The organism is uncultured Roseobacter sp., from assembly GCF_947488185.1.
Lineage (GTDB): Bacteria > Pseudomonadota > Alphaproteobacteria > Rhodobacterales > Rhodobacteraceae > Roseobacter.
In genome coordinates this window covers 357,811-383,927 of the sequence record NZ_CANKYM010000004.1, presented here as the reverse complement: position 1 = coordinate 383,927, position 26,117 = coordinate 357,811, and the positions used below count along the sequence as shown (strand labels likewise).

Below are 26,117 nucleotides of genomic sequence, written 5' to 3'. Positions count from 1 at the left end.
CGGATCAGGCCTTCTTGAGGTGGTATGATTTGGGGCGTGTCAGATTGTGATAGCCAATGACCGACAGCCCACCGCCCCGTCCGGTATCCTTGCACCCGGTCCAGCACAAGCCCGGATCGAGGTAATCGGCGCGGTTCATGAAAACGGTGCCGGTCTCAATTGCATCGCCGATCGCCTCGGCGCGACCGATGTCCGGCGTCCAGAGCGATGCCGTCAGCCCGTAGGCGCTGTCATTCATCAACCGGACCGCCTCGGCGTCGTCCTTGACCGGCATGATACCCACAACCGGGCCAAAGCTCTCATCGCGCATCACGCGCATGGAATGATCCACCTCCACCAGGATCTGCGGCATGAGATAGGCGCCACCATCTTCCGGGAAAAGACTCTTATCGATCAGAGCTTTGGCCCCCGCTGCTAACGCTTCCTCAGTCTGCACCCGCACCTCATCGGCAAAACGTACCTGCGCCATGGGTCCGAGCGTTGTTTCGTGGTCCAGCGGATTGCCGAGCTTGTAGTTTTCGACAATTGAGACGGCTTTATCCACAAACTGAGAGAAAAACGCTTCAGCCACATAAATGCGCTCAATTCCACAGCAGCACTGGCCGGAGTTGAACATCGCCCCGTCGATCAGTGTCTCGGCGGCCGCCTCGAGATCGGCGTCCTCCATCACATAGCCCGGGTCCTTGCCGCCCAATTCCAGCCCGAGACCGGTGAAGGCACCCGAGGCCGCAGCCTCCATCGCCTTGCCGCCACCGACCGATCCGGTAAAATTCACAAACCCAAAAGCCCGGTCGGCAATCAGCGCCGAGGTAGTCCTGTGATCCAGGAATACATTCTGAAACACATCCTCCGGGATACCCGCGGCGTGGAACGCCCGTGCCATGCGCTCGCCCACCAGCGGTGTCTGACTGGCGTGTTTCAACATCACCGCATTGCCCGCAATGAGCGCCGGGGCCACCGTGTTGATCGCAGTCATGTAAGGGTAGTTCCAGGGGGCCACGACCAGCACCAGCCCGTGGGGCACACGTTTGATCATGCGGCGAAAGCTGTCGCTGTCCTCCAGCGCAATCTCGGCCAGCGCTTCCTCGGCAATGCCAGCCATGTGCCGCGCACGCTCGTCAAATCCGCCGAACTCACCGCCGTAGCGCACAGGGCGTCCCATCTGCCAGGCCAGTTCCGGCACGATCTCGTCATTCATCGCGCCGACGTGGGCCACGCCTTTCAAGACGAGATCGATCCGTTCCCGCAAAGGCCGCGCGGCCCAATCAGCCTGCGCGGCCTTGCCCCTGGCCACGGCTTCGGCGGCCTCAAATTCGTTCAGCACGGGTCGCGTGGCGTAAATGGAGCCGTCAATCGGGGAGATACAGGTGATGGTCATGGCTCAGGCCCTCTCGAAGCCGCGCGCGATTTCCCAATCGGTCACGGCGCGGTCAAATTCTTCCTGCTCCCATTCGGCGCAGCGCGTGTAGTGGTCGATCACGTCGTCGCCCATAGCCGCGCGCAACATCCCTGAACCGCGCAACGTTTCGGTCGCCGCCCGCAATGTCTGTGGGATATCGGCGGCTTTTGCGTCTTCGTAAACGTCACCCTTGGTCGGCGGAGCAAGCGTCATCTTGTCCTCGATCCCCTTGATGCCAGCGGCCAGCATGGCTGCCTGCGCAAGATAGGGGTTCAGGTCCGATCCGCCGATCCGGCATTCCACGCGCAGACCCTTCGTGCCCTCACCGCAGAGCCGGAACCCGGCGGTGCGATTGTCCACCGACCAAACGGTTTTGGTCGGCGCAAAGGTCCCCTTGGCGAAGCGCTTGTAGCTGTTCACATAGGGTGCGAGGAAAAACGTGTAGTCCGGCGCATAGGCAATCAGCCCGGCCATGTAATGGCGCATGAGGTCGGACATGCTCATCTCGGCCCCTTCTTCGTAGAACAGCGGCGCGCCGTCCGTCCAAAGCGATTGATGCACATGGCTGGAACTGCCGACCTTGTCGGCGGCCCACTTGGGCAGGAAGCTGGCCGCATGGCCTTGCTGCCACGCGATCTCCTTGACCGCGTGCTTGGCAATCGTGTGGTGATCGGCGCATTCCAAGGCTGCTGCATAGCGGATGTTCAGTTCTTCCTGCCCGGTTTCCGCTTCACCCTTGGTGTTTTCCACCGGGACGCCCGCCGCATAGAGGTGGTTGCGCAGGGGCCGCATGACACCCTCTTCCTTGGTGGTCTGCAGGATGTGGTAATCTTCATTGTAGCCGCTGATTGGCGCCAGATCGCGAAAACCGCCTTTGCGGATCTCGTCGTAGCTCTTCTCAAAAAGGAAGAACTCCAGCTCCGTCGCCATCATCGCTGTAAAGCCCATTTCTTCCAGCCGCGCCACCTGGCGTTTCAGAACCGCGCGCGGATCGTGCGGCACAGGCGCGTGGGTATGGTGATCGAGGATATCGCAGAGCACCAGCGCCGTACCCTCCAGCCACGGCACCGGCCGGATCGTACCCAAATCGGGCTGCATCACATAGTCGCCATAGCCCGCCTGCCAGGATGTGCTGGCATAGCCATCGGGCGTTGCCATCTCCAGATCGGTGGCGAGCAGGTAATTGCAGCAATGGGTCTCGGCGTGCGAATGCTCGACGAAGTTCGCGGCGTGGAAGCGTTTGCCCATCAGCCGCCCCTGCATGTCCACGAAGGCGACGAGAACCGTGTCGATCTCACCCTCCGCCACCTGCGATTTCAGTTCGTCAAAGCTCAGAGTGCCAGCCATGGGAGTGTCCGTTTCGTTGAAGGTCGGGGGCGGTACACACCGCCCCCGCAGTCATCAGGTGTAACGATAAGGCCGTCCGGCCTTGACCATATCAGCATTGTACTTCTTAAAGATGTCCACAACCTTCGCCTTGGTCTCGGATTCCGCCGCGATCTCGTCCCAGAACTTGAGCGCTGCGTCCTCAACCTGCTGCCATTCAGCGTCGGGGATCGAGGTCAACTCCATCTTGGTGCCGTTCACCCGCAGATTGGCCTCGCCACCCCAATACCACCACTGGCGATAGTAATGCGACTGGTCCATGCAGACCTTCAGCAGTTCCTGTAGATCCGGCGGCAGCGCGTTGTAGCTTTCCATATTCGCAAAGAACGAGCCCGCCCAGGCGCCGGAGATATTGTTGGTCAGGAAGTAGTTGGTCACATCCGCCCAGCCGACGGTGTAGTCCTCGGTGATGCCGGACCACGCGATGCCGTCAAGCTCGCCGGTCTGTACCGCGACCTCGATGTCCTCCCACGGCAGGGTCACCGGGACCACGCCGAATTGCGTGAGGAACCGGCCCGCGGTGGGGAAGGTGAAGACGCGCTTGCCCTTGAGGTCTTCGAGGCTTCGGATCGGGTCCTTGGTGGCGAAATGACACGGGTCCCAAGCGCCCGCCGAGATGTGCTTTACACCGACGGCGGAGTACTGCTCGTCCCATATCTCGTTCAGCCCGTATTGGTTGAAGAGCACCGGCACATCGAGTGAGTAGCGCGAGGCGAAGGGGAAATAACCGCCAAAAACGGTGACTTCCGTGGGCGAGGCCATGCTGTCGTCATCCGACTGCACGGCGTCGATGGTGCCGTTCTGCATGGCGCGGAAGAGCTCCCCCGTGGGTACCAACTGATCGGCAAAGAAAAGCTCGATCTGCATGCGGTCGCCGGCGATCTTGTTGAAGCTGTCGATGGCGGGCTTGATCACATGCTCAGCGAGTGCGGGGCCCGCATAGGTCTGCATCCGCCATGTGATCGTGCCTTGCGCCAGCGCAGGGGCGGCCAGCGGCGCTGCTGCGGCCCCGGCTGCGGCGCTGGTCAGAAACTTACGTCTTGTTGTCATGGTCTTACTCCTTGTTGAGGTGAATGCCCCGGTCAGCCGGGGTCTTGATTATTTTCCGTAAACATACTCCGGCAGCCACAGGGCGATCTGCGGGAAGGTCATGATCAACGCGAGGCATCCAATCATCACGATCACGAACGGCAGGATCGAGCCGTAGATGTCCTTGAGCGTGATCTCGGGCGGCGCCATCGCCCGCATCAGAAAGAGATTATAGCCGAAGGGCGGTGTCATATAGGCGATCTGTGTGGTGATCGTGTAGAGCACGCCGTACCAGATCAGATCAAATCCCAAGGCGGCGACCAGTGGCACATAGAGCGGCGCTACGATCACCAGCATCGCGGTGTCATCCAGAAAGGTGCCCATCAGAAGAAACGAAAGCTGCATGAGGATCAGGATCATCCAAGGGTTCAGGCCAAGCTGTTCCGTAAACAACTGATCAATCGCTTTAACCGCACCCAAACCGTCGAAAACCGCACCAAACCCGAGGGCGGCCAGAATAATCCACATGAACATGCAGGAGATCGCCAGCGTTTGGCGCACGGACGTCTCGAAGACCTCCTTGTTCATTCGGCCTTTCAAAACAGCGGCCATGAAGGCCGTGAGCGCGCCGATGGCCGAGCTTTCCACGAGGCTGGTCCAGCCGTTCACAAAAGGCACCATCATCGCCATGAAGATCACAATGGGCAGCAGCCCCGCCCGCAGCAGCCGCAGCTTTTCCGCCATCGGCACGGTGCGCTCTTCGGGTGGCAGCACGGGGCCTAGCGCTGGGTTCGCCTTGCAGCGCAGGTAGATATAGAGAATGAACGCCGCTGCCATCATCAGCCCCGGCACAACACCGGCCAGCCACAGCTGGCCCACAGGCTGACGGGCGATCATCGCGTAGAGCACCAGCACCACGGAAGGCGGCACTAGGATACCTAAAGATGACCCCGCCTGGATCACCCCCGTCACCATGCGCTTGTCATAGCCGCGCCGCAAAAGCTCCGGCAGCGCGATCGTCGCGCCGATGGCCATGCCCGCGACGCTCAAGCCATTCATGGCGGAGACCAGCACCATCAGCCCGATGGTCCCAATCGCCAACCCACCGGACACCGGCCCCATCCAGACGTGAAACATCCGGTAGAGGTCATCCGCGATCTTCGATTCCGACAGCACGTAACCCATGAAAATGAACATCGGCAGCGTCAGCAGCGGGTACCATTTCATCAACTTCATGGCGGAGGAAAACGGGATGTTAACCCCGCCCGGCGTCCAGAGCAGCACCGCCGCAATCGCCGCGACACCGCCGATGGCGCCGAACACCCGTTGGCCAGTCATCAGCATCAGCATCATTGAGGCAAACATCAGGATCGCGATCATCTCATACGACATCGAGATCGACCTCACGCAATGTCGCAATATCCTTGATCAGCTCGGAGATCGCCTGCAGCAGCATCAGGAAGAACCCCGCGATCATCACCGCCTTGATCGGCCAGATATAGGGTCGCCACGCGGTGCTGGAGCGCTCCAGCCGGCCGACCTCCTCCGTCCCTGTCAAAAGCCCGGCGAAATAGGTCAGCGGCTCCTGCCCCCAATACCCCAGCGAATAGGCGGTCGACCCCAGCGCGCCGTAGAGCAGGATGCCCAGATAAAAGATCAGCAACAGCACGGTGAAGGCGTCGAACCACGCTTTCTTCTCCACCGACCAGTTGTGATAGAAGAGGTCCATGCGCACATTCGCGCCCAGTTGCATCGCGTAAGGCCCACCGGTGATGTAGTAGGCAACCATCGCAAATTGCGCCATTTCCAGCGTCCAGAGGGTCGGCAGGAAAAACGTCTTGGAGATCGACGACCACAGCAGGATCGCCATCATGACAAAGATACCGTACATCATGATGCGTCCGATCCGGTAGTTCACCGCATCCACCCAGCGGACATAGAAAGCGGCTACGCGCCTCATGCTGCCGCCTCCAATGCCGCAAGCGCCTGGGCGACCCAACCGACCAGCATTTCCGCCACGTCCTGCTGCTGTTGCGCAGTGGCGATCAGATCGTTGCGGACCTCAAGCATCACATTGGGGATGCCGCGGCTCTGCCCGTGCAGTTTCAGCGTATGCGTTACGCCGTCCTCGGGTCCATAGGGCGCATTCCGCTGGACGTGCAGCGCCGTGTGCCGGGTCGCTGTGCTGAGCATGGCATCCGCAAGCCGCGTGTCGCTGTCATGCAGGATACCGATTTCCACGTCGCGGGTCTGCCTCATGAAAACCGGCGTGAAACTATGCACGGTTACCAGAACCCGCGCGTTCGCCGCATCCATGGTGTCGCGTACCGCGGCCTCGAACGGCAGATAATAGCGTACAACACGGTCTGCCCGATCCGCCCCGCTGAGGCCGATGTTGCCCGGAATGTCGCGGCCTTCGCTCTGGTCCAGAATGGCGGAGGCGGCTTCGGGCGGGCGGTTGCAATCATAGATCAACCGCGACACGGCGCCTGCCACAAGGGGCGCATCGAGACGCTCCGACATCCTGCGCGCAACCGCCAGTGCGCCGGGATCCCAAGCTGCGTGGCCCTTTTGCATGTCAGACGGCAGCCCGAGCGCGTTCAGTTCCGGCGGGAAGAAGGCGCTGGCGTGTTCGCAGACCAGCACGGTACCGGACGCACCATCTGCATGTAGTACATGCACCGGTACATCCTCCTGTTGCGCTGCGCCTGGTTTCGTCATTCGACCCCCGTTTCGCATAAATTTCTTGCCGGATCGGGATTCTGTCAACAGAATAATGAAACTATTCTTTCAGTCCTCTATGATCTGTAAAAAAATCCATCAAAAAGAAGGCACCCGATTTGGATGACGCCAATCTTACCATCGCAGACCGCATTCAGGCCCGGCTTGAAACCCTGACCCGTGCCGAGCGACAGCTGGCCCATGCGATCCTGGAAAACTACCCTGCCTCAGGGCTTGGTCCGATTGCGACCCTGGCCAAGGATGCCGATGTCTCGACCCCGACCGTGGCGCGGATGGTGCAGAAGCTGGGGTTCAAAGGGTATCCGGAGTTTCAGGCCGATCTGCGAGAGGAATTGAAGGCGAAGGTCAGTGGCCCCATCGCCAAACATGACACCTGGGCCGAGGGCGCCCCGGAAGGCCACATGCTGAACCGTTTCACCGAGGCGGTGATCCAGAACATCCGCCATTCGCTGGCCCAGATCGACACCAATGATTTCGATGCAGCCTGTGCGCAACTGGCCGACACCAGTTCACGGTTGCACATCGTCGGCGGGCGGATCACCCACACGCTGGCGGAATATCTCTTTCTGCACATGCAGATGATCCGCCCGGAGGTGATCCATATCCAGTCCACCTCCAACGCCTGGCCGCATTACCTGCTGGACGTGAAGGAGGGCGATACTTTCGCGATCTTCGACGTGCGCCGGTACGAGAGCAATACGCTCAAGCTGGCAGAAATCGCCCAGGCACGGGGCGCGCGGATCATTCTCTTTACCGATCAGTGGCGGTCCCCCATCCACAGCCTCGCCGATATCTGTTTCTCCAGCCGGATCGTTGTGCCCTCGGCCTGGGATTCCGCCGCCACCACATTGCTGTTGGTCGAGACGGTCATCGCGGCGGTGCAGGACCTGTCCTGGGCCGATACCAAAGACCGGATGCAAACGCTGGAAGACATGTTTGACCAAACCAAACTCTTCCGTAAATTCATCTAGAGATGCGTCGGGAGGGATAGTTATGAGCAGGCACAATAGACGACCGCGCAAGGGGATGTCCCATGTGATCGGCGACACATCTGCGCCTCTTCTGAACATGACCTTGCCTGATATGCTGGCACAAACGACCGCGCGGCTCCCGGACCATCTCGCGGCTATCTTTCGCACTCAGGATATCCGATGGAGCTATAGTGATCTCAGCCGAGAGGTAGACCGCTGCGCCGCCGGACTGCTTGATCTGGGGATCAGCCAGGGCGACCGCGTCGGCATCTGGTCGCCAAACCGCTATGAATGGCTGCTCACCCAGTTCGCCACCGCCCGCATCGGGGCCGTGCTGGTGTGCATCAATCCTGCCTACCGCCTGTCGGAGCTTGAGTTCGCCCTGAACAAGGTCGGCTGCCGGGCGTTGATCACGGCCCGCGCCTTCAAATCCTCGGACTACACCGGCATGCTGCAAAAGCTTGCCCCTGAACTGGGCCAGACCACGGGTCTCCTGCGCGCCGCCAAGCTGCCCCACCTGCGCCATGTCATCGTGATGGGGCAGGACATCCCGGAAGGGATGCACAGTTTTGACGCGCTGTGCAGGCCAGGCAAAGCCAGCACAGCCGACCTCGACTCCATCAGTGCCCGTCTCGACCCGCAGGATGTGATCAACATTCAGTTCACCTCCGGCACCACCGGCAGTCCAAAAGGCGCCAGCCTCACGCATCATAACATCGTCAACAACGCGCATTTCGTCACGCAAACCCTTGAACTGACGGAACGCGACAAGCTCTGCATCCCGGTGCCTTTCTATCACTGCTTCGGCATGGTGATGGGCACCTTGGGCTGCGTCACCAAAGGCGCCACCATCGTGGTTCCCGGCGAAGGCTTTGATGCGAGAGAAACTCTGAAAGCCGTCTCGGAAGAAGGCTGCACGGCTCTCTTCGGCGTGCCCACGATGTTTGTGAACGAACTCGCCCTGCCCGACTTCGACCGCTACGATCTCAGCACCCTGCGGACGGGCATCATGGCCGGCGCCCCCTGCCCGCGCGAAATCATGAAACAGGTGCAATCGCAGATGCATATGACAGGCGTGACCATCGCCTACGGCATGACCGAAACCTCCCCTGTTTCCTTCCAAAGCAACGTGGATGATCCGCTGGACCAGCGGGTCTCCTCGGTGGGCCGCATCCATCCGCATGTAGAAGTCCGTCTCGTCGATGCGGAAGGCCACACAGTACCCACCGGACACCAGGGAGAGCTATTGACCCGCGGCTATTCGGTGATGAAAGGCTACTGGGGAGAGGATGAAAAAACCTCTCAGAGCATCGATGCCGAGGGCTGGATGCATACCGGAGACCTCGCCACTCTGGATGCGGAGGGCTATTGCAGCATCACCGGGCGCGTCAAGGACATGATCCTGCGCGGGGGCGAGAACATCTACCCAAGGGAAATCGAGGAATTCCTCTATACGCATCCAGATATCGCTCAGGCGCAGGTTTTCGGCATCCCCGATGACACCTTGGGGGAAATCGTCTGCGTCTGGGTGGTGCTGCATGAAGGTGCCACGGCGTCACCGAAAACGATACGGGACTTCTGCAGGGAAAACATCGCCCACTTCAAAACGCCCACGCATATCCGCGTCAGATCCGAGCTGCCGATGACGGTCACCGGCAAGCCGCAAAAGTTCATCATGCGGGATCAGATGGTGGCTGAGCTCTCTGGTGAGGCATGAAAGGCGACGCGAAGTGCCAACACCAGGCCAATCCGCTCAGGATTTGCCTGGGACATGTCGTGCGGCGCCAGCCGCGCCTTTCACCAACAGCACGGTTCTGACCAATCGCCCGATCAGAACCACCCTCTGTCAGACCGCACCGGTGTATTCGCCCCGCGCCGGATAGTCATTGCTAATTGCAAAGTCCAACGCCCCCACCAGTTCCGAGAAGTGCGGGCGCACGAATGGCATCGTCTGCACCGATCCGTAGTAAAGCGTCTGTTGCGGTGTCACCATGAACAACCCCGGCTCGGAAAAAAGCGCAGGCTCTTCGATCCCGATCGACGTCTTGCCCCGCGATGTAGAGATGTAGAGCCCCCATTCCTTGGCCTTGCTCAGCGACAGATCATAGCCGAAACGCAGCTCTTTCGCCTGGATCTTTTCCGCCATTGCCTGTGCGCGCTCTTCACCATCGCTGCTGATCGCGATGGTCTTCACGCCACGTTCCGCAAATTCCGGCGTTCGTTTTTCCAGCTCTTTCAGATAGGTCGCGCAGAGCGGGCAATGCAGCCCCCGGTAAAAACAGACAACCGTGCCCCGTTCAGAGGCATCTTCTGACAGGTTGAATGTGCCCCCACCAAGAATGGGGAGCTCAAGGTCGGGGGTTTTCTGGCGTGGCATCAGCATGGGACACTTCTCCGTTCAATAATTCGTGGCTCCCACTGCTCTCATGGATACCGGCGCAAGGCCATAGGCGAGAGTTCACGTTGCCTTGTGCGCAAGAGCATGGAGCGGAAGTCGCGGGGAAGTGGCTTTTCACCCGCCTCGGTTTTTTCCAAACCGCGTTGGCGGCACCGACGACAACCCCTAACTGCGCCAATTTAACACGCGCTTTTCGATGGCGCCGATCACGGCGCTGACCAGAACACCCAAAACCGACAGGATCACCACGCCTGCAAAAAGCCGTTCCAGATCATAGAGCGACCCCGCCTCGAGAATATAGGCACCGATCCCATATTCCGCCCCAAGCATTTCCGCTGCGACCAGCAGGATGATTGCAATCGCCAATGAAATCCGGAGACCGGCAAGAATACCCGGCATCGCCCCCGGAAGAACAATCTTGCGGACGATACTGAGCCAGCTCAGCCCAAAACTCTGCCCCATGCGGATCAGCGTTCGGTCTACGTTATCCACAGCCGCATAGGTGGCCACGACCGTCGGGGTGAAGGTACCAAAGGCGATCAATGCATATTTGCTGCCTTCGTCGATCCCGAACCAGATCACAAAGAGCGGCAGCAGGGCAATCTTGGGAATTGGGAAGATCGCCGCCACCAAGGGCACCAATCCCGCGCGGATGAAAGAGAACAATCCCATCAAAAGACCCACGCCAATCCCCAATGACGCACCCAGGGCGGCACCGACCGCCAGCCGGGACAGAGAGGGCAAGAGGTGCTGGAACAAGAGCCCCGAGCTGTAAAGCTCTGCAAATGTTTGCAAAACATCGCTTGGCTTGGGCAGCGTAAGCGGCGAGATCACCCCGGTACGCGTGCCCCATTCAACAGCCAGTAACAGGACCAGAAACACTATAAATCCGACCCAACGGCGCGTCACCGGCGCAAAACCTCCCCCCCTAAATACGACTTTTTTGACCGGGTTATCCACCGATCAACTCCGCGTCCGCAGCCGCCGCTTCCGCCCGCATCAATTCCCAGAGGTGTTTCTGCTGTACCTCAAGATCTGCGTCACCATAGGCGCGAGCCTCAAGCGGTTTTTCCAACGTGACCACCTCTCGAACCTCACCGGGGCGGCGCGACAGCACCACGATCCGGTGTCCCAATCTGACGGCCTCAGCCAGATTGTGCGTCACATAAACTGCCGTAAAGGGGGTCCTTGTCCACAGGCTGATCAGATCGTCCATCAGCAACTCGCGCGTCTGGCTGTCCAACGCCGAGAGCGGCTCATCCATCAGCATCACTGCCGGATTGACGACCAGCGCACGGGCAATCGCCACCCGCTGTTTCATGCCGCCAGAGAGCTGTCGCGGCAATGCATCGGCAAAGTCCGAAAGGCGCGTGCGCTTCAGCACATCCTCGATCATGGCGCGCGCATCTGCGCCTTTGACCCCATGGTCTTCCAACACAAGAGACACATTCCCGGCAACCGTGCGCCAGGGCAGCAAAGCAAAATCCTGAAAGATGTAGGTCAGCGGGTTCAGGCAATCCTCGGGCGCCTGCCCCACCTGGAGAACCTCCCCAAGGTCCGGTTCTTCCAACCCGCCCATCATCCTTAGCAGCGTGGATTTACCACAGCCGGAAGGCCCGACGATGCAGACAATCTGCCCCGCCGGGATGTCGATGTCGATGCCGCGCAGCACTGCGCGGGCACCATAGCTGTGACCAACCCCGCGCAGGCGCAGTTCCATCCGCCCTAGCTGCCTACTGTCTCGACAAAGGAGGTATCCAGCAGGGTATCCAGAGTGATATCTGCATCCACCAGCCCTTCGGATTGGAACCATTCCAACTGGTCGCGCACGGAGGCCACGTTCAACGCCGCCCCTTCATTCAGCCGCATGGTGCCATTGATGATCGACGGTGCCGCCTTTTCGCGCGGACGGTCGGTGTAGACATATTTGTGGATCAGATCGACCATACCATCGATCCCCTCCTGACCGCTCTCATTGGCAATCATGGTGGCGTTGTAGTCCGCCACACCCTGGGAGTAGGCGACCAGATAGTCCTGGGTCATCTCCCGCTCCTCCGCCGCATTGCGGGCCGAGGTGAAGACCGTGGTCACCTGATAATCCGGCAGGTAATCTGCGATATCCCCAATGATATGGACGGCGCCGGACCCCGCAAGCGGCTTGGCGATATGCGGCACGATGGACCAGGCGTCGATCTGCCCGGATTTCAGCGCGCCAATGATCGCTCCCACCTTTTGCAGCGGCTTGAAAGACATCGACACGCCTTCGGCTGCGGCCACCTTGGACCCCATGTAGTGAAACGAAGAACCGGCAGTGGACATCCCAAAGCTCTTGCCATCCAATGCGTTGGGTGAGGTCAGCCCCGCCTGAAACGCCGCGTCGCTGGCGAGAATTTTCTGTCCGTCAATGCCCGGTTCTTCGGACAGCGCGCCACCGATCACCTTGATCGCCCCCTTGTCGGCCAAGGACACAAGACCACCCGAAATCGCCGTGACTGCGTAATCCACGTCGCCGCTGGCAATCGCGACAGCCATGGGCTGGGCCGCCTGAAAGAACTTCAGCTCCACATCCAGGCCCGCCTCGGCAAAGTAGTTGCGTTCATAGGCGATGAAGCTGCCGGAATGGCTGGTAAACCGCAGCGCGCCCACGGTAATCTTGCGGCCCGCCGCATAGGCGGGTGCCGCCAGACCAACGGCCGTGGCCGCCCCCAGAACGCCCATAGCGTCGCGACGATTGAAATTCGGCATCTGATCCTCCCTGGAATTCACACGGCCCACCGGCCCTTTGGTCAAGGTTTACCCGACATTGCCCCGGCTGCAAGCGCCGAACGCTCTTGCCTCGCGCCCGTCGCCCCCGGTATAGCGCGCATGTCCCTTCCCGATGCAAAAGGCGCTGTGCCCATGTCCTTCGACCGATCCATCAAAATTGCCCCGTCGATCCTGGCTGCGGATTTTGCCAATTTCGGCGCGGAATGCGAAGCCATCGAAGCGCAGGGCGCCGATTGGGTGCATGTGGATGTGATGGACGGGCATTTCGTGCCTAATATCACCTTTGGCCCGGCCACATGTGCCGCGATCCGCCCGCACATCAAGGGCGTGATGGATGTGCATCTGATGATCGCGCCAGTTGACCCTTACATCGACGCCTTTGCTCAGGCGGGCGCGGATGTGATCACCGCCCATGTCGAGGCAGGCCCCCATATCCACCGCACGCTGCAGGCCATTCGCGGGGCGGGCGCCAAGGCGGGTGTTGCGCTGAACCCCGGCACACCGGCAAGCGCGGTCTCCGAGTTGATCGACAAGGTCGATCTGATCTGCGTGATGACTGTGAACCCCGGTTTCGGCGGACAGAAATTCATCGACATGTCGGAGAAGATTTCCGCTTTGCGCCGCATGATCGGGGATCGCCCGGTGCATATTGAAATCGATGGCGGTGTTGACCCGAGCACGGCCCCTCTGGTGGCAAAGGCCGGGGCGGATGTGCTGGTTGCAGGCTCTGCCGTGTTTCGTGGTGGATCGGTCAGCGATCCGGCCCCCTATGGCGACAACATCCGCGCCATTCGCGCGGCGGCAAGCGGCACCTACGTCTAAAGCAGGCCGCCGCCTCAGCCCGGTTTATTCAGATCGTCAAAGGTTCGGCCTTCGGCGACCAGTTTCTGCAAGAGCGGCGCGGGTTGCCAAAAGAAATCATCCTCTTTTGCGAATCCCTCGATATCCGCGAGAACCGTGTCCAGGCCCTGAAGATCGGCCCATTTCAGTGGCCCGCCGTGATAGCGCGGAAATCCGTAGCCAAAGAGCAGCACCATATCGACGTCGAGCGGACGGCGGGCGATGCCTTCGCCTACAATCCGCGCAGCCTCATTGACCATGGCCGCCATGTAGCGGCGTTGAATCTCCTCTGCGGTAAAGCTGCGCGGGGTGATGTCACGGTCGGCGCGTTCCGCCGCGATCAGGTCAAGCACCTCGGGGTTGGGCGTGCTGCCCCTTTGCTCCGCCTCATAGAGGTAAAACCCCTTGCCTGATTTCCGCCCGAAGTGTCCCGCTTCACAGAGCTTGTCCGGATAGCGCCCCACCCGCTCACGCGGGTCACGGGTGGCGGCCAGACGCTTGCGCATGGCCCAGGCGATATCCAGCCCGGCGAGATCGGACACTGCGAATGGCCCCATGGCAAAGCCGAAATCGGTCAACGCCGTGTCGATGTCGAAGGGGGTCGCGCCCTCCAGCACCATGTGATCCGCCGCCATCCGGTAGGCGCGCATGATGCGGTTGCCGATGAAGCCATCGCAAACGCCCGATCGCACGGCGATCTTGCCCAGCGTCTTACCCAGTGCGAAACCAGTGGCCACCACATCCGCAGCGGTCCGCTCCGGCACCACCACTTCGAGCAGCTTCATGACATGAGCGGGCGAAAAGAAATGCAGACCAATCACGTCACCGGGCCGCGACGTGCTGGCCGCGATGTCGTCGATGTCCAGGTAGGAGGTATTGGTCGCCAGCACCGCCCCTGGTTTGCAGGCGGCGTCGAGTTGACCAAAGACCGACTTCTTGACCGCCATGTCTTCAAAAACGGCCTCGATCACGAGGTCCGCGTCCCTGAGCGCGTCATATTGGGTAGCAATATGAAGACGGTCGCTCAGAAGGCTGTCATGTGTCTCTGCAGTGATCTTGCCGCGCTTCAGCGCACCCGCAAGGTTGCCCGCGATCCTGCCCCGCGCGGCATCCGCCGCGTCCTGGGTCATCTCGATCAAGGTCACAGACAGGCCGCTCAACAGACCCGCTGTCGCGATACCCGCGCCCATGGTGCCGCCGCCGATCACGCCGATTTCTTCAAGGCGACGCGGCTCAATGCCTTTCAGCTCAGGCAGGTTGCTGACCGCACGTTCCGAGAAAAAGGCGTGGATCATGCCCTGCCGCTGATCCGCCTCCATCAGATCGCGGAACATCTGACGCTCGGTTTGCAGGCCTTCGGCAAAGGGCTGCTCGGCACTGGCCTGCACCGCGCGCACCGCCTGTGCGGGGGAAAGCTGGCCACGCCCCTTCTTCAAAACCGCCGTGTAGGTGGCATCCCAGTCGATGGCATCCGGGGCGGGCATTTCGCTGACGGGCCGTCTCTCTGCCCCGGACGCCAGCAACGACCCTGCATAGGCCAGACCCACGGTCTGCGGATCACCCTCTTCAACCCAGTCGATGATACCAAGCGCTGCCGCCTCCTTCGCCGGGATATGGCGCCCGGTGGTGATGGCGTCGATGGCGGCCTGCGCCCCGGTCAATCGCGGCAGGCGCTGGGTGCCGCCTGCACCGGGGATCAACCCCAGATGCACCTCCGGCAACCCCACGCGGGCGCCCGGTTGGGCAATCCGGTAGTGGGCCGAGAGCGCAACCTCCAACCCACCCCCGAGGCTGACCCCGTGCAGGGAGGCGACCACCAGCAGCGGCGAGGCCTCGATCCGGTTGCACAGATCGGGCAGATGTGGCTCTAGCGGCGGCTTGCCGAACTCCTTGATGTCGGCCCCGGCGATAAAGGCCCGCCCCGCCCCGACCAGCAGTACGGCGCGCACCTCCGGGTCGTTTTCGGCCTTGTCCATGCTGGACATCAACCCGCTGCGCACCGCGTGGCTCAGCGCATTGACCGGCGGGTTCTGCAGGCGCAGAACGGCGATATTGCCATGGCGTTCGTAGGCGATGATATCTGTCATGGCGCGCTTTCCGGCTGCGAAGGGAGGGCGCGGCACAGGACCCTCATGCCGCGCGTCGGCGTCAGGGTTTCGCAGAAACCGGCGAAGCGCAAGGCCCCTTGCGGCTCACCTTTGATAGATAAAACACCGTCCCGGCACCGCGTCCGGTGGCAAGGCAATCTCCTGCAGGTCATCGAAATACATCCGGTCGCTGGACACCATCAACCCGTCGGGGGCCAGAAGCGGCGCGACAACAGGGGAAAGCTTACGCGCGAATGCGTCGTTCTTCTCCGCATTGTGCCCCCCCAAATCGGCGTGGATCAGACGCGCGGTCGGACCAAACCGCGCGAGCGCCTGGGGCAGCGTGTCGAAGACATCGCCCAGAAAAACCTGCGCATCCGGCGGCGTGCTGTCCGGATGAGAGGCCACCGCCCGTTCGAACACATAGATGTCCTTCGCAGGCAGAATGCTGCACATGTGATGATACGTCCGCCCATTGCCCAACCCCAACTCGTAGACCGGGCCCTGCATCTGCTGCGTCAGCGCAGCGGCGTGGTTCAGGCAGGCGCGTTGTGACACCATACGGTCGATGAAGAGGTCGAGGCGGCTCATGAGGTCTCCCTTTGCAGAAATGTCATGTTCAAATGCCTCTTTTCCATCAAAATTGGTAGTAGAAAGGCACTCAAACATCTGTGTGCTGGACGCGAGGCGGGAAATCGCGTTGACTGACTGAACTGGACGACGGGTTTTAGGGACGAATGCGTAACAAGGAAGAGACAAGGACGTGGTAACGCCCCTGCTGGATGTGCGCGATCTGAGCATCGGCTTCGGGTCGGCGGATGCGGTTGTGCGCGACGTCAGCTTTCAAGTGATGCCCGGCGAGACACTGGCACTTGTGGGCGAAAGCGGGTCGGGCAAGACGATCACCTGTCGGTCCGTTCTGCGCATCCTGCCCCAGACGGCACAAATCCGCAGCGGTGTCATCAATTACAGCGCCGGTGGCAAGACGTGCAACTTGCTGACGGAATCGCGCCGCACCATGCGCTCGATCCGGGGCAATCAAATCTCGATGATTTTTCAGGAACCGATGCGGTCGCTATCGCCGCTGCACCGTCTCGGGGATCAGGTCGGCGAGGTGTTGCGGCTGCACCGGGACATGCGCCCCGGCGAGGCGAAACAGACGGTTCTGGACACATTCGAGCGGGTTGGTTTCCCCGATCCTACGCGGGTCTGGCGCTCCTACCCGTTTGAGATGTCAGGCGGCATGCGGCAGCGCGCGATGATCGCCATGGCGATGGTGGCCAAGCCGGAACTCCTGATCGCGGATGAACCCACGACGGCGCTGGACGTGACCACACAAGCGCAGGTCCTGGGGCTGATCAAGGAGTTGCAGCAGGAAACCGGCATGGCGGTGATCCTTGTCACCCATGATCTGGGCGTGGTGGCCAACATGGCAGAAACCGTTGTGGTCATGAATAAGGGCCGGGTTATGGAACGCGGCCCGGCGCCTGCCGTTCTGGGATCCCCCGCGCACGGCTACACCAAGAAACTTTTCGCCGCAGCGCCCATGATCCCCGAGGTGGCAGCACCCGCCCGGGCGGAAACGAGCGACGATCTCATTCTCGATCTGCGCAATGTCTCGAAGACCTACACCATGCGGGCGGGCGGCTGGCGCAAACCGGTGACCATAACGGCCTGTCACGAGGTGAACCTGTCGCTGCAACGCGGCAAGACACTGGCCGTTGTGGGGGAGAGCGGGTCCGGCAAAACCACCTGTGCGCGGATCGCATTGGGCGCAGAGCTGCCCGACCCCGGTGGCGAGGTTCTGTTTCGCCCGACCAAAGATGCGGATCAGGTGAAAATCAACGCGATGTCGCAGCAGGAACGTGTCCATTTTCAGCGCCAGGCGCAGATGGTGTTTCAGGACCCCTATTCGTCGCTGTCGCCGCGTATGCGGGTGCAACAGGCCCTGACCGAACCCATGGAAATCCACCAGTTGGGCACACGCGCCGAACGCCGCGAGAAAGCCGCAGAGATGTTGCGATGGGTCGGGCTCGATGCGTCCATGCTCAGCCGCTATCCGCATGCCTTCTCCGGCGGGCAGCGTCAGCGGCTGTCGATTGCCCGCGCGCTGACGCTCGATCCGGTTCTGCTGGTATGCGACGAGCCCACATCGGCGCTGGACGTCTCGGTGCAGGAACAGATCCTCTGCCTGCTTGAGGACATACGCGACCGTGTGGGGCTAAGCTATCTCTTTATCAGCCACGATCTGGCGGTGGTCGCCCGTATCGCCGACGAGGTGGCCGTGATGCGCCAGGGCGTGATCGTCGAGCAGGCACCGCCCGACACGCTCTTTTACAACCCGCGCCATCCCTACACCTGCGCACTGATCGCGGCACAACCCGAGCCGGATGTGAACCGGCCCATCGACCTCGGGCTGGTGTCGCAGGGCGCAGGCAAACCATCAAGCTGGCCCGAAGCTTTCCGGTTTGAAGGGGTCGCTGCGCCCGCGCTGACGGAACTGGAACCCGGTCACAAGGTACGCTGCCATGTCTAGAGCCTTTGCCATTCTCCTGCTGACCCTTCTTGCTCTCACTGCGCGGGCGGAACAACCAGCCATGGTCGAAAGCAGCTTTTGGAAAAGCGAAGTGAAAAACGGCATCCTGCCACCGGTGACCCAGCGCATGCCGACAGAACCGCTTGTCGTTGATCTGGAGGCAAAGGGGCGCAGCTTTGGCGAACATGGCGGCACGCTGCGCACGCTGGTCTCCCGCTCCAAGGACGTGCGTCAGATGGTCGTCTACGGCTATGCCCGTTTGATGGGTTACGACCAGAACTACGAGCTTTACCCCGACATCCTGCGCGATATTGAGGTCGAGGAGGGACGCAAGTTCACCCTGCACCTGCGCAAGGGCCATCGCTGGTCGGATGGTCATCCCTTCACCTCCGCCGATTTCGAGTACTACTGGAAACACGTGGCGCTGAACGAGGAACTCAGCCCGGCAGGCCCGCCGCAAAACCTGATCGTCGACGGTGTGTTGGCTGAGATGAGTTTTCCCGACGCCCATACGGTGGTGATCGAATGGCCCACGCCGAACCCGCAATTCCTGCAGCTTCTGGCCCAGGCCAGCCCGTTTTTCATCTACCGGCCCGCGCATTATCTCAAACAGTTTCATGCGGAATTCACCGACGCCAAGACCCTGAGAAGAAAGATCAAAAAGGCGCGGGTGAGGGCCTGGGCGCCGCTGCACAATGACCGCGACAACATGTTCAAATTTGACAATCCGGACCTGCCGACGCTGCAGCCCTGGATGAACGCCTCCGGCACCAAGTCGAGCCGCCACGTGTTTGTGCGCAATCCCTACTATCACCGGGTGGATGCGCGGGGGCTGCAACTGCCCTACATCGACGTGGTGGAGATGACAATTGTGGGGGGCGGATTGATTGCCGCCAAGGCCAATGCTGGCGAGGTCGACCTGCAGGCACGGGGCCTCGATTTCCCGGATATCTCGATCCTGAAGAAGGGCGAGACGGATGGAGCGGGCTATCGCACCTTGCTCTGGGCCAATGGGGCGGCGAACCAGATCGCCATCTATCCCAACCTCAATTTCGCCGACCCGGTCTGGCGCGAGGTGATCCGCGACGTGCGCTTCCGCCGGGCGCTGTCGATGGGCATCGACCGGCGCATGATCAACCGCGCGCTGTACTTCGGGCTGGCCAAGGAGGGGGGCATGACCGCGCTGGCCAAAAGCCCGTTTTTCGATCCGGCAAACCTCTTCAAATGGTCGATCTACTATCCAGCCAAGTCCAATGCGCTTTTGGATGAGATGGGCCTGACCGAACGTACACCCGACGGGATCCGCAAGCTGCCAGACGGACGCCCGATGGAATTCGTGATCGAGACGGCAGGGGAACGGCAGGAGGTCGAGAACGCCCTGGCCATCGTCACCGACACCTGGCGGGAGATCGGGATCAAGCTGGTGATGCGCCCGCTGGATCGGGATATTCTACGTAACCGGGTCTATTCCGGCCTCAGCATGTCCGCGGTCTGGTTCGGTTGGGACAACGGGCTGCCGCAGACCTACACGCCGCCGGAGTATCTCGCGCCGACGCATCAGGAATTCTTTGCCTGGCCGAAATGGGGCCAATACTACCAGACCGGTGGCGAGGTCGGCGAGGCCCCGGACATGCCTGCCGCCAAACGGCTGATGCAGCTGAGCTGGGAGTGGGACCACACCGAAGACACCGACGCGCGCGCGCGCATCTGGCGAGAGATGCTGGCGATCCACGCGGAGAACCAGTTCGGCATCGGCATTCTGGCCGAAGCGCCGCAACCGATTGTCGTGTCGAACCGGCTGCGCAACGTGCCCGAACAGGCGAAATGGGCTTGGGACCCCGGCGCACATTTCGGCATTCACCGGGTGGATGAATTCTACTACGACGAACCGTTCCAGCAGCTCATCCAATGATGTTTCTGCGCTATGCCATCTATCGGTTCATCACGATGCTGCTCACCCTCTGGGTGGTCTCGATCCTGATCTTCGTGATCATCAACCTGCCGCCCGGCGACTACCTCTCTAACCAGATCGCCGAGCTGCGCGCCACGGGTCAGGCTGAAGGGGTGGCCAAGGCCGAGTTCCTGCGCACCGAATACGCGCTCGACCGTCCGATCTGGGAGCAATACCTGATCTGGGTCGGCATGGCGCCCGGGCCGCAGGGCTGGTACGGGCTGATCCAGGGCAATTTCGGGTGGTCTTTCGAGTTCGACCGCCCCGTCAGCGAAGTCGTCGGCGATGCGCTCTGGCTCACGGTGCTGGTGAACCTCGCCGCCGTGCTGTTCGTTTACATGGTGGCCCTACCCCTTGGTGTGATCGCCGCTGCGAAGTCCGAAACATGGGTCGATTACACCGCCGCCTTTGTCGGCTACCTGGGGCTTGCCACACCGAACTTTCTGCTGGCGTTGATGCTGTTTTACTATGGCAACAAGTATTTCGATCTGCCTATCGGCGGGCTGATGGCGCCCGAATTCGAGGGCGCGCCGATGTCCTGGGAGAAAGTCAGATCCATTCTTGTGCATCTGATCGTGCCGACCTTCGTGATCGGTACCTCGGGGGCAGCGGCGATGATGCAGCGTCTGCGCGCCAATATGCTCGATGAGCTTTCGAAACCCTACGTGGAGACCGCCAAGGCCAAGGGTCTCGGCCCCTCGAAACTGCTGGCCAAATACCCGCTGCGCATGGCCTTCAACCCCTTCGTGGCGGACATCGGCAACCTGCTGCCCGCGATGGTCTCGGGCTCGGTGCTGGTCTCCGTGGTGTTGGGCCTGCAGACCATCGGACCGTCGCTGCTGACGGCGCTGAAGTCGCAGGACCAGTTCCTCGCGGGCTTCGTGCTGATGTTCGTGGCGCTGCTTACGCTCATCGGCACCATGATCTCTGACCTTCTGCTGGTCCTGCTTGATCCGCGCATCCGCTACGGGGCGCGCGGCTCATGAAAAAACTGCCCGATGGCCGCTATGTGGACGAGGCGCCCTGGTCCGACGACCAGGACCTTTCGGCGCTTGAGCGCTCAGACATGGACGCGCCAAACTGGGTGCTTGTCTGGCGCAAGTTCAAGCGGCACCGCCTCGGCCTGATCTCGGGCATCTTCCTGCTGCTGAGCTACCTGATGCTGCCCATCGCGGGCTTCATCGCGCCCTACACGCCGAACGAACGCAGCGCCGAGTATCTCTATGCGCCGCCCCAATCCATCAACTTCTGGCACGAGGGCGACTTCATCGGGCCATATGTTTACCCAACCACGGCGACCGCCGACTTGGTCAACTACCGCTGGACCTACGAGACCGATACGACGCGGCCGATGCCGCTGCAGTTCTTCTGCGAAGGCGATCGCTACAACCTCTTTGGGTTCATCCCGTCTGATACCCATCTCTTCTGCGCCCCCGAAGGCGCCACCGTCTTTCTCTGGGGATCCGACCGGCTGGGCCGCGACGTGTTTTCACGTATCCTCTACGGCGCGCAACTGTCGCTGACCGTGGGCCTGATCGGCATCACGGTTTCCTTTGCTTTGGGCATCTTCTTTGGCTCCATCGCCGGGTACTTCGGCGGCAAGACCGACTGGATCATCAACCGCGCTATTGAAATCCTACGCTCGCTGCCGGAACTGCCGCTCTGGCTCGCCCTTTCAGCTGCGGTGCCCTCGAATTGGGGGCCGGTCGCCGTCTTCTTCATCATCTCGATCATCCTCGGTATCCTCGACTGGCCTGGCCTCGCGCGGGCGGTCCGAAGTAAATTCCTCTCGCTGAGAGAGGAGGAATACGTGCGTGCGGCAGAGATGATGGGGGCCAAGCCGGGCAGGGTGATCCGGCGCCATCTGCTGCCCAATTTCATGTCGCATCTGATCGCCTCGGCAACGCTGTCGATCCCCGCGATGATCCTCGGCGAAACCGCACTGAGCTTTCTCGGCCTTGGTCTGCGCGCACCGGCAGTGAGCTGGGGCGTGATGCTGAACGATGCCCAGAACCTCGCCTCCATCGAAATCTACCCCTGGACGGCGATCCCGATGCTGCCGATCATTTTCGTGGTGCTGGCGTTCAACTTTCTGGGCGACGGGCTGCGCGCCTCGCTCGATCCCTACAAGAGCTGACACCTTACGCAAGGCTTGGCCGCTACGTTTTGTGAGGAGTGGAATCGATTCCTGGCGATTTTTTGCGCCTTCACGCCATTCTGCCGTTGCACTCCCCGCGCAGGTTGGTGAGGTAGTCTAGGTCCCTGCACGCCCGGTTTCCGATCATGTTGCATGCCAAATACAAAGCGCTTCTCACCTTTCTGACCTTGCTGTTCTGCGGCACACTGTGCAGTGCGATGATCATACCCTTCATGGGCTTCTTTCTGGTGGAAGGCCTGGGATACGAGCCCTGGATCATCAGCGTCTATTCCGTGCTCGCCATCAGCCTGACGTTGATCGCCAACAGACAATTCGCCCGCCGCATTGATCGGGGTGACCGGGTCTTTCCACTGGTCGGTCTGGCAGCCCTAGGATATGCGGTGGCATCTTCCGCACTTGCCCTCTCCCCGGCGCTCTGGACGGTGCTGACCTTTGGCGTCATTGGCTTTGGCATCAGCTCAAGCGCGGTCTCCACGATGTTCAGTCTCGGGGGCAGCCTCGCGGAGCGGCGCCAGATCGAGCGCAGCCGCTTCAACGCCTATATGCGGGCGACCGCCTCCACCGCCTGGATGCTGGGCCCGGCGGCGACCTTCCTCATCGCGGATCTTGTGACCGTGCAGGCGGTGTTTGTCGCCACGCTGGGAACGTCTGTGATCTGGATCGCCTTGTGGTGGAGCACGCTACCACGCGACATCACGGCGAAAGCCACGCCCAAACCGGAAGACACAGGCAGCGCCTTGGGGGCATCGCGTCGTCTCTGGCTGGCCGCGATGTTCATCTTTTGCCTGTCATCAGCCCACTCGCTGACCTTCTCCGCGCTGCCGATTTTCTATGTTCAGGAAGTCGGCTTGCCGGGCTACGCACCCGGCGTGGCCTTTAGCGTCAAAACCTTTGTCGAAGTCATCGCGATCTTCTGCACGCCGATGATCATCGCCCGGTTCGGTACACGCCGCGCGCTCTTGGCGACCGCCTGTCTTGCCGTGGTGACGATCCAGTTGCTGGCCTCGGTGCAATCCCTGCCGCAGATGCTGGCAGGCGCTGCACTGGAAGGCCTCTACTACGGGTTCTATGCCAGCCTTGGCATCAGCTATGTGCAGTCCTTTGCCAGGGATCGCCCCGCCAGTGCCACGGCGCTGTACTGGAACACGCTCATGGTCAGCGGCCTGCTGGCCGGACCGGTGGTCGGTCTTGTGGCACAAGCTTATGATTTTCAAACCGTCGTGCGCCTCGCATCCGGCGTTGCTCTCCTCGCCTGCGCCGTGCTGCTGTTCAGCCGACCGGGTGCGGAGGTCGCGACCTAGCGCACAGGTTTTCTGAACAAACGGGTTCCGTCCGCGTTTGAGACCGTCGGCTAGCAAACAGAGCGCACCAGAATCCTGTATCCGGTGTCTGTACTGGCGTTCAGGACGTCTCCAGGCGGTACTTGCGAAATAGCTCACCGTCATATTCGATCTCGCCAACGAAAACGGCCCCCAATCGACGAAGCCCGCCGAGGTGTTCGCGAGACGGCGGCAGCAGAAAGGTCACGAAAGGGATGCGCTCATCCGTAGTGGCGAAGGTCATCGCCCTTCTTGAGATGGGCAGCCCCAGCCCAAAGGCGTCCGGTTTCAAGACCAGACCGTAGTCCCATTCATCACCCTCTTTCTGAAAGCCGCCCCACCCAACATACCGGTTGCCGGACAGGAAGGCCCAATGCCCAAGCCCATCCCGCGCCCAATACGCTTCCTTGTTGGCAATGAACTCACGCGCAGCCTTGGCATCCCACGTGGAGGTCAGCAACGGCATGTGTTCCGCAACCCGCCGGTCAGACATATGCGCCGCAATTTCTTGCGGGTCGATCTGCGTCAATCGCGCGAATGTAATCTCGTCGTTCAAACCGACCTCCAGCCACACTCGCCCCTCAGGGCGCCACTCGGTGCCCCCTCTAAACACGCATTGCCGACAGACTAAACCGTTTTGTGGGCGTGACGGTTGGCGTCACATAAAAGCGCAAAAGCTGGATGACACCCGGTGTCCCGAATGTCGAAGCTATCCCTGCGCCTCACGCTCCATGCGCGTCGCCCAGGCGTCCGCCAGATCGATCAGAACAGCTTTGAACTGTTGTTTAGCGATCATGGTGAACACCCATCTGGCCAGGGCGTTGCCCTTTGGCTTTGCAATGATCTCGATGCTGAATTCCGAGCTGTCTTCGACGGGTTTCACCAGCCATTTGCCGGACAATGCCGAGAGGGGATAGGGATAGTCTTCGGCCTCGGTGTGGATGCGGAAGCCAAAGGCGCGACCCGGCACGAAAAGGTCACATGTCTCTTCCCAACTCTCGCCTTTTGGCCCGTGGCACCGTCGTGTCATGCCGATCCCCTCACCGGACAACACCTCGACCTTTGTGATGTTGCTGGCCACGTCCGCATAGGCCGGATGATCGGTCATAACCTCCCAGACGGTTTCGGTTGGCGCCTTCACCTCCCGCTTGACCGTGGCGATGAGGTCGCCGTTCCTGGAACTGACATCCGCCACGGGACGGGGTTTTACGAGTTTCGCCGCCCCGGCAAATTGCGCAATGGCAAAAAACGCAACGACCATGGCGACAATGGTGACCAGTGAAATGCCCGTGGTTGTCAGGAGGGGGCCAAAGAATGCAACGGTGACGATACTGGCGATGACCCACAAAACGTCCAACAGGACGATTTCATGGACCGACGCCCTGCTGACAAACCGGTTCTTCGCCAGGACATAAAGGAGTGCCGCGAACCCGAGCAGCCCACCCCCCAATAGGCGTAGGGCACCCGGGACCCAGTCTGCAGGCTGGGCAAAGATCATCGGCGAAAGAGCCCCTGCGGCAGCAAGCAGAACAAGCCCGCAGAGCGCCGAATACTGGCTGTTGAGTTTCAAAAACAGGCGCGCGGTTGCTGAGTGTGTCATGGCGTTTCCTTCAGGAATTGAATGTCGCCGACAGGGCTCCCATCAATAGCGCGCCGTCTCAATTACCTTGAATGTAATGGATCGACGGATTTTTGGATGCGATAACGGGGCATGGACATCACGATAAACAGACCGCAGGGCGCCTTTGGATCCTTGCTCAGGTCGTGGCGCAACAGGCGACGCCTCAGCCAGCTTGACCTCGCTATGGATGCCGGGCTGTCGCAACGGCACATCAGCTTTCTGGAGACCGGCAGATCGCAGCCCAGCCGCTATGCCGTGCGCCAGATCTGTGAAGCCCTGCAAATGCCCGCGGCTGAACATGATGTGATGCTGGTCTCCGCAGGGTTTGCGCCCCAGGCCGCAGATGCCAACTGGAGTGCGGATGTCCGGGCCGCGGTGCATGCTTCCATCGATCACGTTCTTGCAGGCCACGATCCGTTTCCCGCCGTTGCAATTGACCGCATCTGGACCCTGCAGAAGGCCAACAAAAGCGCCCAGGTTTTCTTTGCCCGTGCAGGAGGCACCGGACAACCCAATCTGCTGCTGGACCTGATGTCGCCGGGTCCGCTGCGCGATACCATCACCAACTGGGCCGAAGTCACCCGAGCCCTGTTTCGACTGGTCGATCTGGAGGTTACCCGGCGCCCGCATGACGCAGATGGTAGACGGCTTCTGGATCAGTTGAAATCATTGCCCGGCGTAGCGGATGCCATTGCGGACCAGCCGCGAGAACACCTCGCGCCTGTTGTTACGGTAGAGTTTCTAATCGACGGCGCAGAACTGCGCCTGTTTTCGCTTATTGCCACCATCGGGATGAGCATGGACGCAACACTGGACGATCTGCGCATCGAAACCCTGCTTCCTGCGGACGAAAAGACCCGGCGCTGGTTTGACAGTTTGCGGCGGTCGGCTTCCTAGCAGCCCTGCTTTTGCTA

General features: G+C 61.0%; 23 protein-coding genes. 9 read left to right on the top strand and 14 right to left on the bottom strand.

All coding sequences use genetic code 11. The features are described 5' to 3' along the window. Nucleotides 1–4: 4 nt before the first annotated feature. From Q1A52_RS17625 to Q1A52_RS17600, 6 genes are read right to left on the bottom strand one after another with little or no spacing between them, the layout of a single operon-like run. Nucleotides 5–1,378 (bottom strand): aldehyde dehydrogenase family protein, encoded by a 1,374-nt coding sequence (locus Q1A52_RS17625; RefSeq protein ID WP_300018331.1) that lies wholly within the window; start codon nt 1,376–1,378, stop codon nt 5–7. A 3-nt stretch (nt 1,379–1,381) separates the two neighbouring features. After that, on the bottom strand, nt 1,382–2,746 hold the full coding sequence (locus Q1A52_RS17620) for a glutamine synthetase family protein (protein ID WP_300018328.1): 1,365 nt from the start codon (nt 2,744–2,746) through the stop codon (nt 1,382–1,384). Nucleotides 2,747–2,800: 54 nt separating this feature from the next. After that, nucleotides 2,801–3,835, bottom strand: coding sequence for a TRAP transporter substrate-binding protein (locus Q1A52_RS17615; RefSeq protein WP_300018325.1), 1,035 nt, complete (start codon nt 3,833–3,835; stop codon nt 2,801–2,803). A gap of 48 nt (nt 3,836–3,883) precedes the next feature. Continuing rightward, nucleotides 3,884–5,206, bottom strand: coding sequence for a TRAP transporter large permease subunit (locus tag Q1A52_RS17610; RefSeq protein ID WP_300018322.1), 1,323 nt, complete (start codon nt 5,204–5,206; stop codon nt 3,884–3,886). Then, nucleotides 5,196–5,774, bottom strand: coding sequence for a TRAP transporter small permease subunit (locus tag Q1A52_RS17605; RefSeq protein ID WP_300018318.1), 579 nt, complete (start codon nt 5,772–5,774; stop codon nt 5,196–5,198). Before Q1A52_RS17605 ends, Q1A52_RS17610 begins: the two co-directional genes overlap by 11 nt. Continuing rightward, a complete protein-coding gene (locus Q1A52_RS17600; RefSeq protein ID WP_300018315.1) occupies nt 5,771–6,535 on the bottom strand; it encodes an N-formylglutamate amidohydrolase in 765 nt (254 codons plus the stop codon). The genes Q1A52_RS17605 and Q1A52_RS17600 overlap by 4 nt, the downstream gene beginning before the upstream one ends. Before the next feature lie 119 nt (nt 6,536–6,654). On the opposite strand from Q1A52_RS17600, the gene Q1A52_RS17595 reads away from it, so the two are divergent. Both Q1A52_RS17595 and Q1A52_RS17590 read left to right on the top strand, forming a co-directional pair. Continuing rightward, nucleotides 6,655–7,527, top strand: a complete 873-nt coding sequence (locus Q1A52_RS17595; protein WP_300018312.1) for a MurR/RpiR family transcriptional regulator — start codon at nt 6,655–6,657, stop codon at nt 7,525–7,527. A 22-nt stretch (nt 7,528–7,549) separates the two neighbouring features. After that, nucleotides 7,550–9,244: an AMP-binding protein gene (locus Q1A52_RS17590; RefSeq protein WP_300018309.1), complete on the top strand. Its 1,695-nt coding sequence runs from the start codon at nt 7,550–7,552 to the stop codon at nt 9,242–9,244. Nucleotides 9,245–9,373: 129 nt separating this feature from the next. Here the strand turns inward: Q1A52_RS17590 and Q1A52_RS17585 are convergent, their stop codons facing one another. The 4 genes from Q1A52_RS17585 to Q1A52_RS17570 form a co-directional block, all read right to left on the bottom strand. Next, nucleotides 9,374–9,910 (bottom strand): peroxiredoxin-like family protein, encoded by a 537-nt coding sequence (locus tag Q1A52_RS17585; protein ID WP_300018306.1) that lies wholly within the window; start codon nt 9,908–9,910, stop codon nt 9,374–9,376. 180 nt (nt 9,911–10,090) lie between these two features. Beyond that, nucleotides 10,091–10,810 (bottom strand): ABC transporter permease, encoded by a 720-nt coding sequence (locus tag Q1A52_RS17580; RefSeq protein WP_300018593.1) that lies wholly within the window; start codon nt 10,808–10,810, stop codon nt 10,091–10,093. Between the two features lie 67 nt (nt 10,811–10,877). Then, nucleotides 10,878–11,645, bottom strand: coding sequence for an ABC transporter ATP-binding protein (locus tag Q1A52_RS17575; RefSeq protein ID WP_300018303.1), 768 nt, complete (start codon nt 11,643–11,645; stop codon nt 10,878–10,880). Between the two features lie 5 nt (nt 11,646–11,650). Further along, nucleotides 11,651–12,670 (bottom strand): ABC transporter substrate-binding protein, encoded by a 1,020-nt coding sequence (locus tag Q1A52_RS17570; RefSeq protein WP_300018300.1) that lies wholly within the window; start codon nt 12,668–12,670, stop codon nt 11,651–11,653. A gap of 153 nt (nt 12,671–12,823) precedes the next feature. Between Q1A52_RS17570 and rpe the strand changes: the two genes are divergently transcribed. Next, the gene (gene rpe, locus Q1A52_RS17565) at nt 12,824–13,513 is read left to right on the top strand and encodes a ribulose-phosphate 3-epimerase (protein WP_300018590.1); all 690 of its coding nucleotides are present in this window, start codon (nt 12,824–12,826) and stop codon (nt 13,511–13,513) included. A gap of 14 nt (nt 13,514–13,527) precedes the next feature. On the opposite strand, the gene Q1A52_RS17560 is transcribed toward rpe, so the two are convergent. Continuing rightward, nucleotides 13,528–15,618 carry a 3-hydroxyacyl-CoA dehydrogenase NAD-binding domain-containing protein gene (locus Q1A52_RS17560; protein WP_300018297.1) on the bottom strand — a complete coding sequence of 697 codons (2,091 nt, stop codon included), beginning with the start codon at nt 15,616–15,618 and terminating at the stop codon, nt 13,528–13,530. 105 nt (nt 15,619–15,723) lie between these two features. After that, nucleotides 15,724–16,209: a class I SAM-dependent methyltransferase gene (locus Q1A52_RS17555; RefSeq protein WP_300018294.1), complete on the bottom strand. Its 486-nt coding sequence runs from the start codon at nt 16,207–16,209 to the stop codon at nt 15,724–15,726. A gap of 172 nt (nt 16,210–16,381) precedes the next feature. Between Q1A52_RS17555 and Q1A52_RS17550 the strand changes: the two genes are divergently transcribed. From Q1A52_RS17550 to Q1A52_RS17530, 5 genes are all read left to right on the top strand, one after another. Continuing rightward, entirely contained in the window at nt 16,382–18,154 is a 1,773-nt protein-coding gene (locus tag Q1A52_RS17550; protein WP_300018291.1) for an ABC transporter ATP-binding protein, read from the top strand. Beyond that, the gene (locus Q1A52_RS17545; RefSeq protein ID WP_300018289.1) at nt 18,147–20,066 is read left to right on the top strand and encodes an ABC transporter substrate-binding protein; all 1,920 of its coding nucleotides are present in this window, start codon (nt 18,147–18,149) and stop codon (nt 20,064–20,066) included. Before Q1A52_RS17550 ends, Q1A52_RS17545 begins: the two co-directional genes overlap by 8 nt. After that, nucleotides 20,063–21,091, top strand: a complete 1,029-nt coding sequence (locus Q1A52_RS17540; RefSeq protein ID WP_299778613.1) for an ABC transporter permease — start codon at nt 20,063–20,065, stop codon at nt 21,089–21,091. The genes Q1A52_RS17545 and Q1A52_RS17540 overlap by 4 nt, the downstream gene beginning before the upstream one ends. Beyond that, nucleotides 21,088–22,242, top strand: coding sequence for an ABC transporter permease (locus tag Q1A52_RS17535; protein WP_299778615.1), 1,155 nt, complete (start codon nt 21,088–21,090; stop codon nt 22,240–22,242). The genes Q1A52_RS17540 and Q1A52_RS17535 overlap by 4 nt, the downstream gene beginning before the upstream one ends. A gap of 146 nt (nt 22,243–22,388) precedes the next feature. Continuing rightward, nucleotides 22,389–23,564 (top strand): MFS transporter, encoded by a 1,176-nt coding sequence (locus Q1A52_RS17530; protein ID WP_300018287.1) that lies wholly within the window; start codon nt 22,389–22,391, stop codon nt 23,562–23,564. A gap of 100 nt (nt 23,565–23,664) precedes the next feature. Here the strand turns inward: Q1A52_RS17530 and Q1A52_RS17525 are convergent, their stop codons facing one another. Then, the gene (locus Q1A52_RS17525) at nt 23,665–24,138 is read right to left on the bottom strand and encodes a GNAT family N-acetyltransferase (protein WP_300018285.1); all 474 of its coding nucleotides are present in this window, start codon (nt 24,136–24,138) and stop codon (nt 23,665–23,667) included. 153 nt (nt 24,139–24,291) lie between these two features. Then, the gene (locus Q1A52_RS17520; protein ID WP_300018283.1) at nt 24,292–25,182 is read right to left on the bottom strand and encodes an SRPBCC family protein; all 891 of its coding nucleotides are present in this window, start codon (nt 25,180–25,182) and stop codon (nt 24,292–24,294) included. A 111-nt stretch (nt 25,183–25,293) separates the two neighbouring features. On the opposite strand from Q1A52_RS17520, the gene Q1A52_RS17515 reads away from it, so the two are divergent. After that, nucleotides 25,294–26,100, top strand: a complete 807-nt coding sequence (locus Q1A52_RS17515) for a helix-turn-helix transcriptional regulator (protein ID WP_300018281.1) — start codon at nt 25,294–25,296, stop codon at nt 26,098–26,100. The last annotated feature ends 17 nt before the right edge of the window (nt 26,101–26,117 follow it).

Bases quoted from the DNA above. Each gene is read 5' to 3' on its own strand.
- Q1A52_RS17625 (WP_300018331.1), bottom strand. From the start codon at position 1,378: ATGACCATCACCTGTATCTCCCCGATTGACGGCTCCATTTACGCCACG.
- Q1A52_RS17620 (WP_300018328.1), bottom strand. From the start codon at position 2,746: ATGGCTGGCACTCTGAGCTTTGACGAACTGAAATCGCAGGTGGCGGAG.
- Q1A52_RS17615 (WP_300018325.1), bottom strand. From the start codon at position 3,835: ATGACAACAAGACGTAAGTTTCTGACCAGCGCCGCAGCCGGGGCCGCA.
- Q1A52_RS17610 (WP_300018322.1), bottom strand. From the start codon at position 5,206: ATGTCGTATGAGATGATCGCGATCCTGATGTTTGCCTCAATGATGCTG.
- Q1A52_RS17605 (WP_300018318.1), bottom strand. From the start codon at position 5,774: ATGAGGCGCGTAGCCGCTTTCTATGTCCGCTGGGTGGATGCGGTGAAC.
- Q1A52_RS17600 (WP_300018315.1), bottom strand. From the start codon at position 6,535: ATGACGAAACCAGGCGCAGCGCAACAGGAGGATGTACCGGTGCATGTA.
- Q1A52_RS17590 (WP_300018309.1), top strand. From the start codon at position 7,550: ATGAGCAGGCACAATAGACGACCGCGCAAGGGGATGTCCCATGTGATC.
- Q1A52_RS17585 (WP_300018306.1), bottom strand. From the start codon at position 9,910: ATGCTGATGCCACGCCAGAAAACCCCCGACCTTGAGCTCCCCATTCTT.
- Q1A52_RS17575 (WP_300018303.1), bottom strand. From the start codon at position 11,645: ATGGAACTGCGCCTGCGCGGGGTTGGTCACAGCTATGGTGCCCGCGCA.
- Q1A52_RS17570 (WP_300018300.1), bottom strand. From the start codon at position 12,670: ATGCCGAATTTCAATCGTCGCGACGCTATGGGCGTTCTGGGGGCGGCC.
- rpe (WP_300018590.1), top strand. From the start codon at position 12,824: ATGTCCTTCGACCGATCCATCAAAATTGCCCCGTCGATCCTGGCTGCG.
- Q1A52_RS17560 (WP_300018297.1), bottom strand. From the start codon at position 15,618: ATGACAGATATCATCGCCTACGAACGCCATGGCAATATCGCCGTTCTG.
- Q1A52_RS17555 (WP_300018294.1), bottom strand. From the start codon at position 16,209: ATGAGCCGCCTCGACCTCTTCATCGACCGTATGGTGTCACAACGCGCC.
- Q1A52_RS17545 (WP_300018289.1), top strand. From the start codon at position 18,147: ATGTCTAGAGCCTTTGCCATTCTCCTGCTGACCCTTCTTGCTCTCACT.
- Q1A52_RS17540 (WP_299778613.1), top strand. From the start codon at position 20,063: ATGATGTTTCTGCGCTATGCCATCTATCGGTTCATCACGATGCTGCTC.
- Q1A52_RS17535 (WP_299778615.1), top strand. From the start codon at position 21,088: ATGAAAAAACTGCCCGATGGCCGCTATGTGGACGAGGCGCCCTGGTCC.
- Q1A52_RS17530 (WP_300018287.1), top strand. From the start codon at position 22,389: ATGTTGCATGCCAAATACAAAGCGCTTCTCACCTTTCTGACCTTGCTG.
- Q1A52_RS17520 (WP_300018283.1), bottom strand. From the start codon at position 25,182: ATGACACACTCAGCAACCGCGCGCCTGTTTTTGAAACTCAACAGCCAG.
- Q1A52_RS17515 (WP_300018281.1), top strand. From the start codon at position 25,294: ATGGACATCACGATAAACAGACCGCAGGGCGCCTTTGGATCCTTGCTC.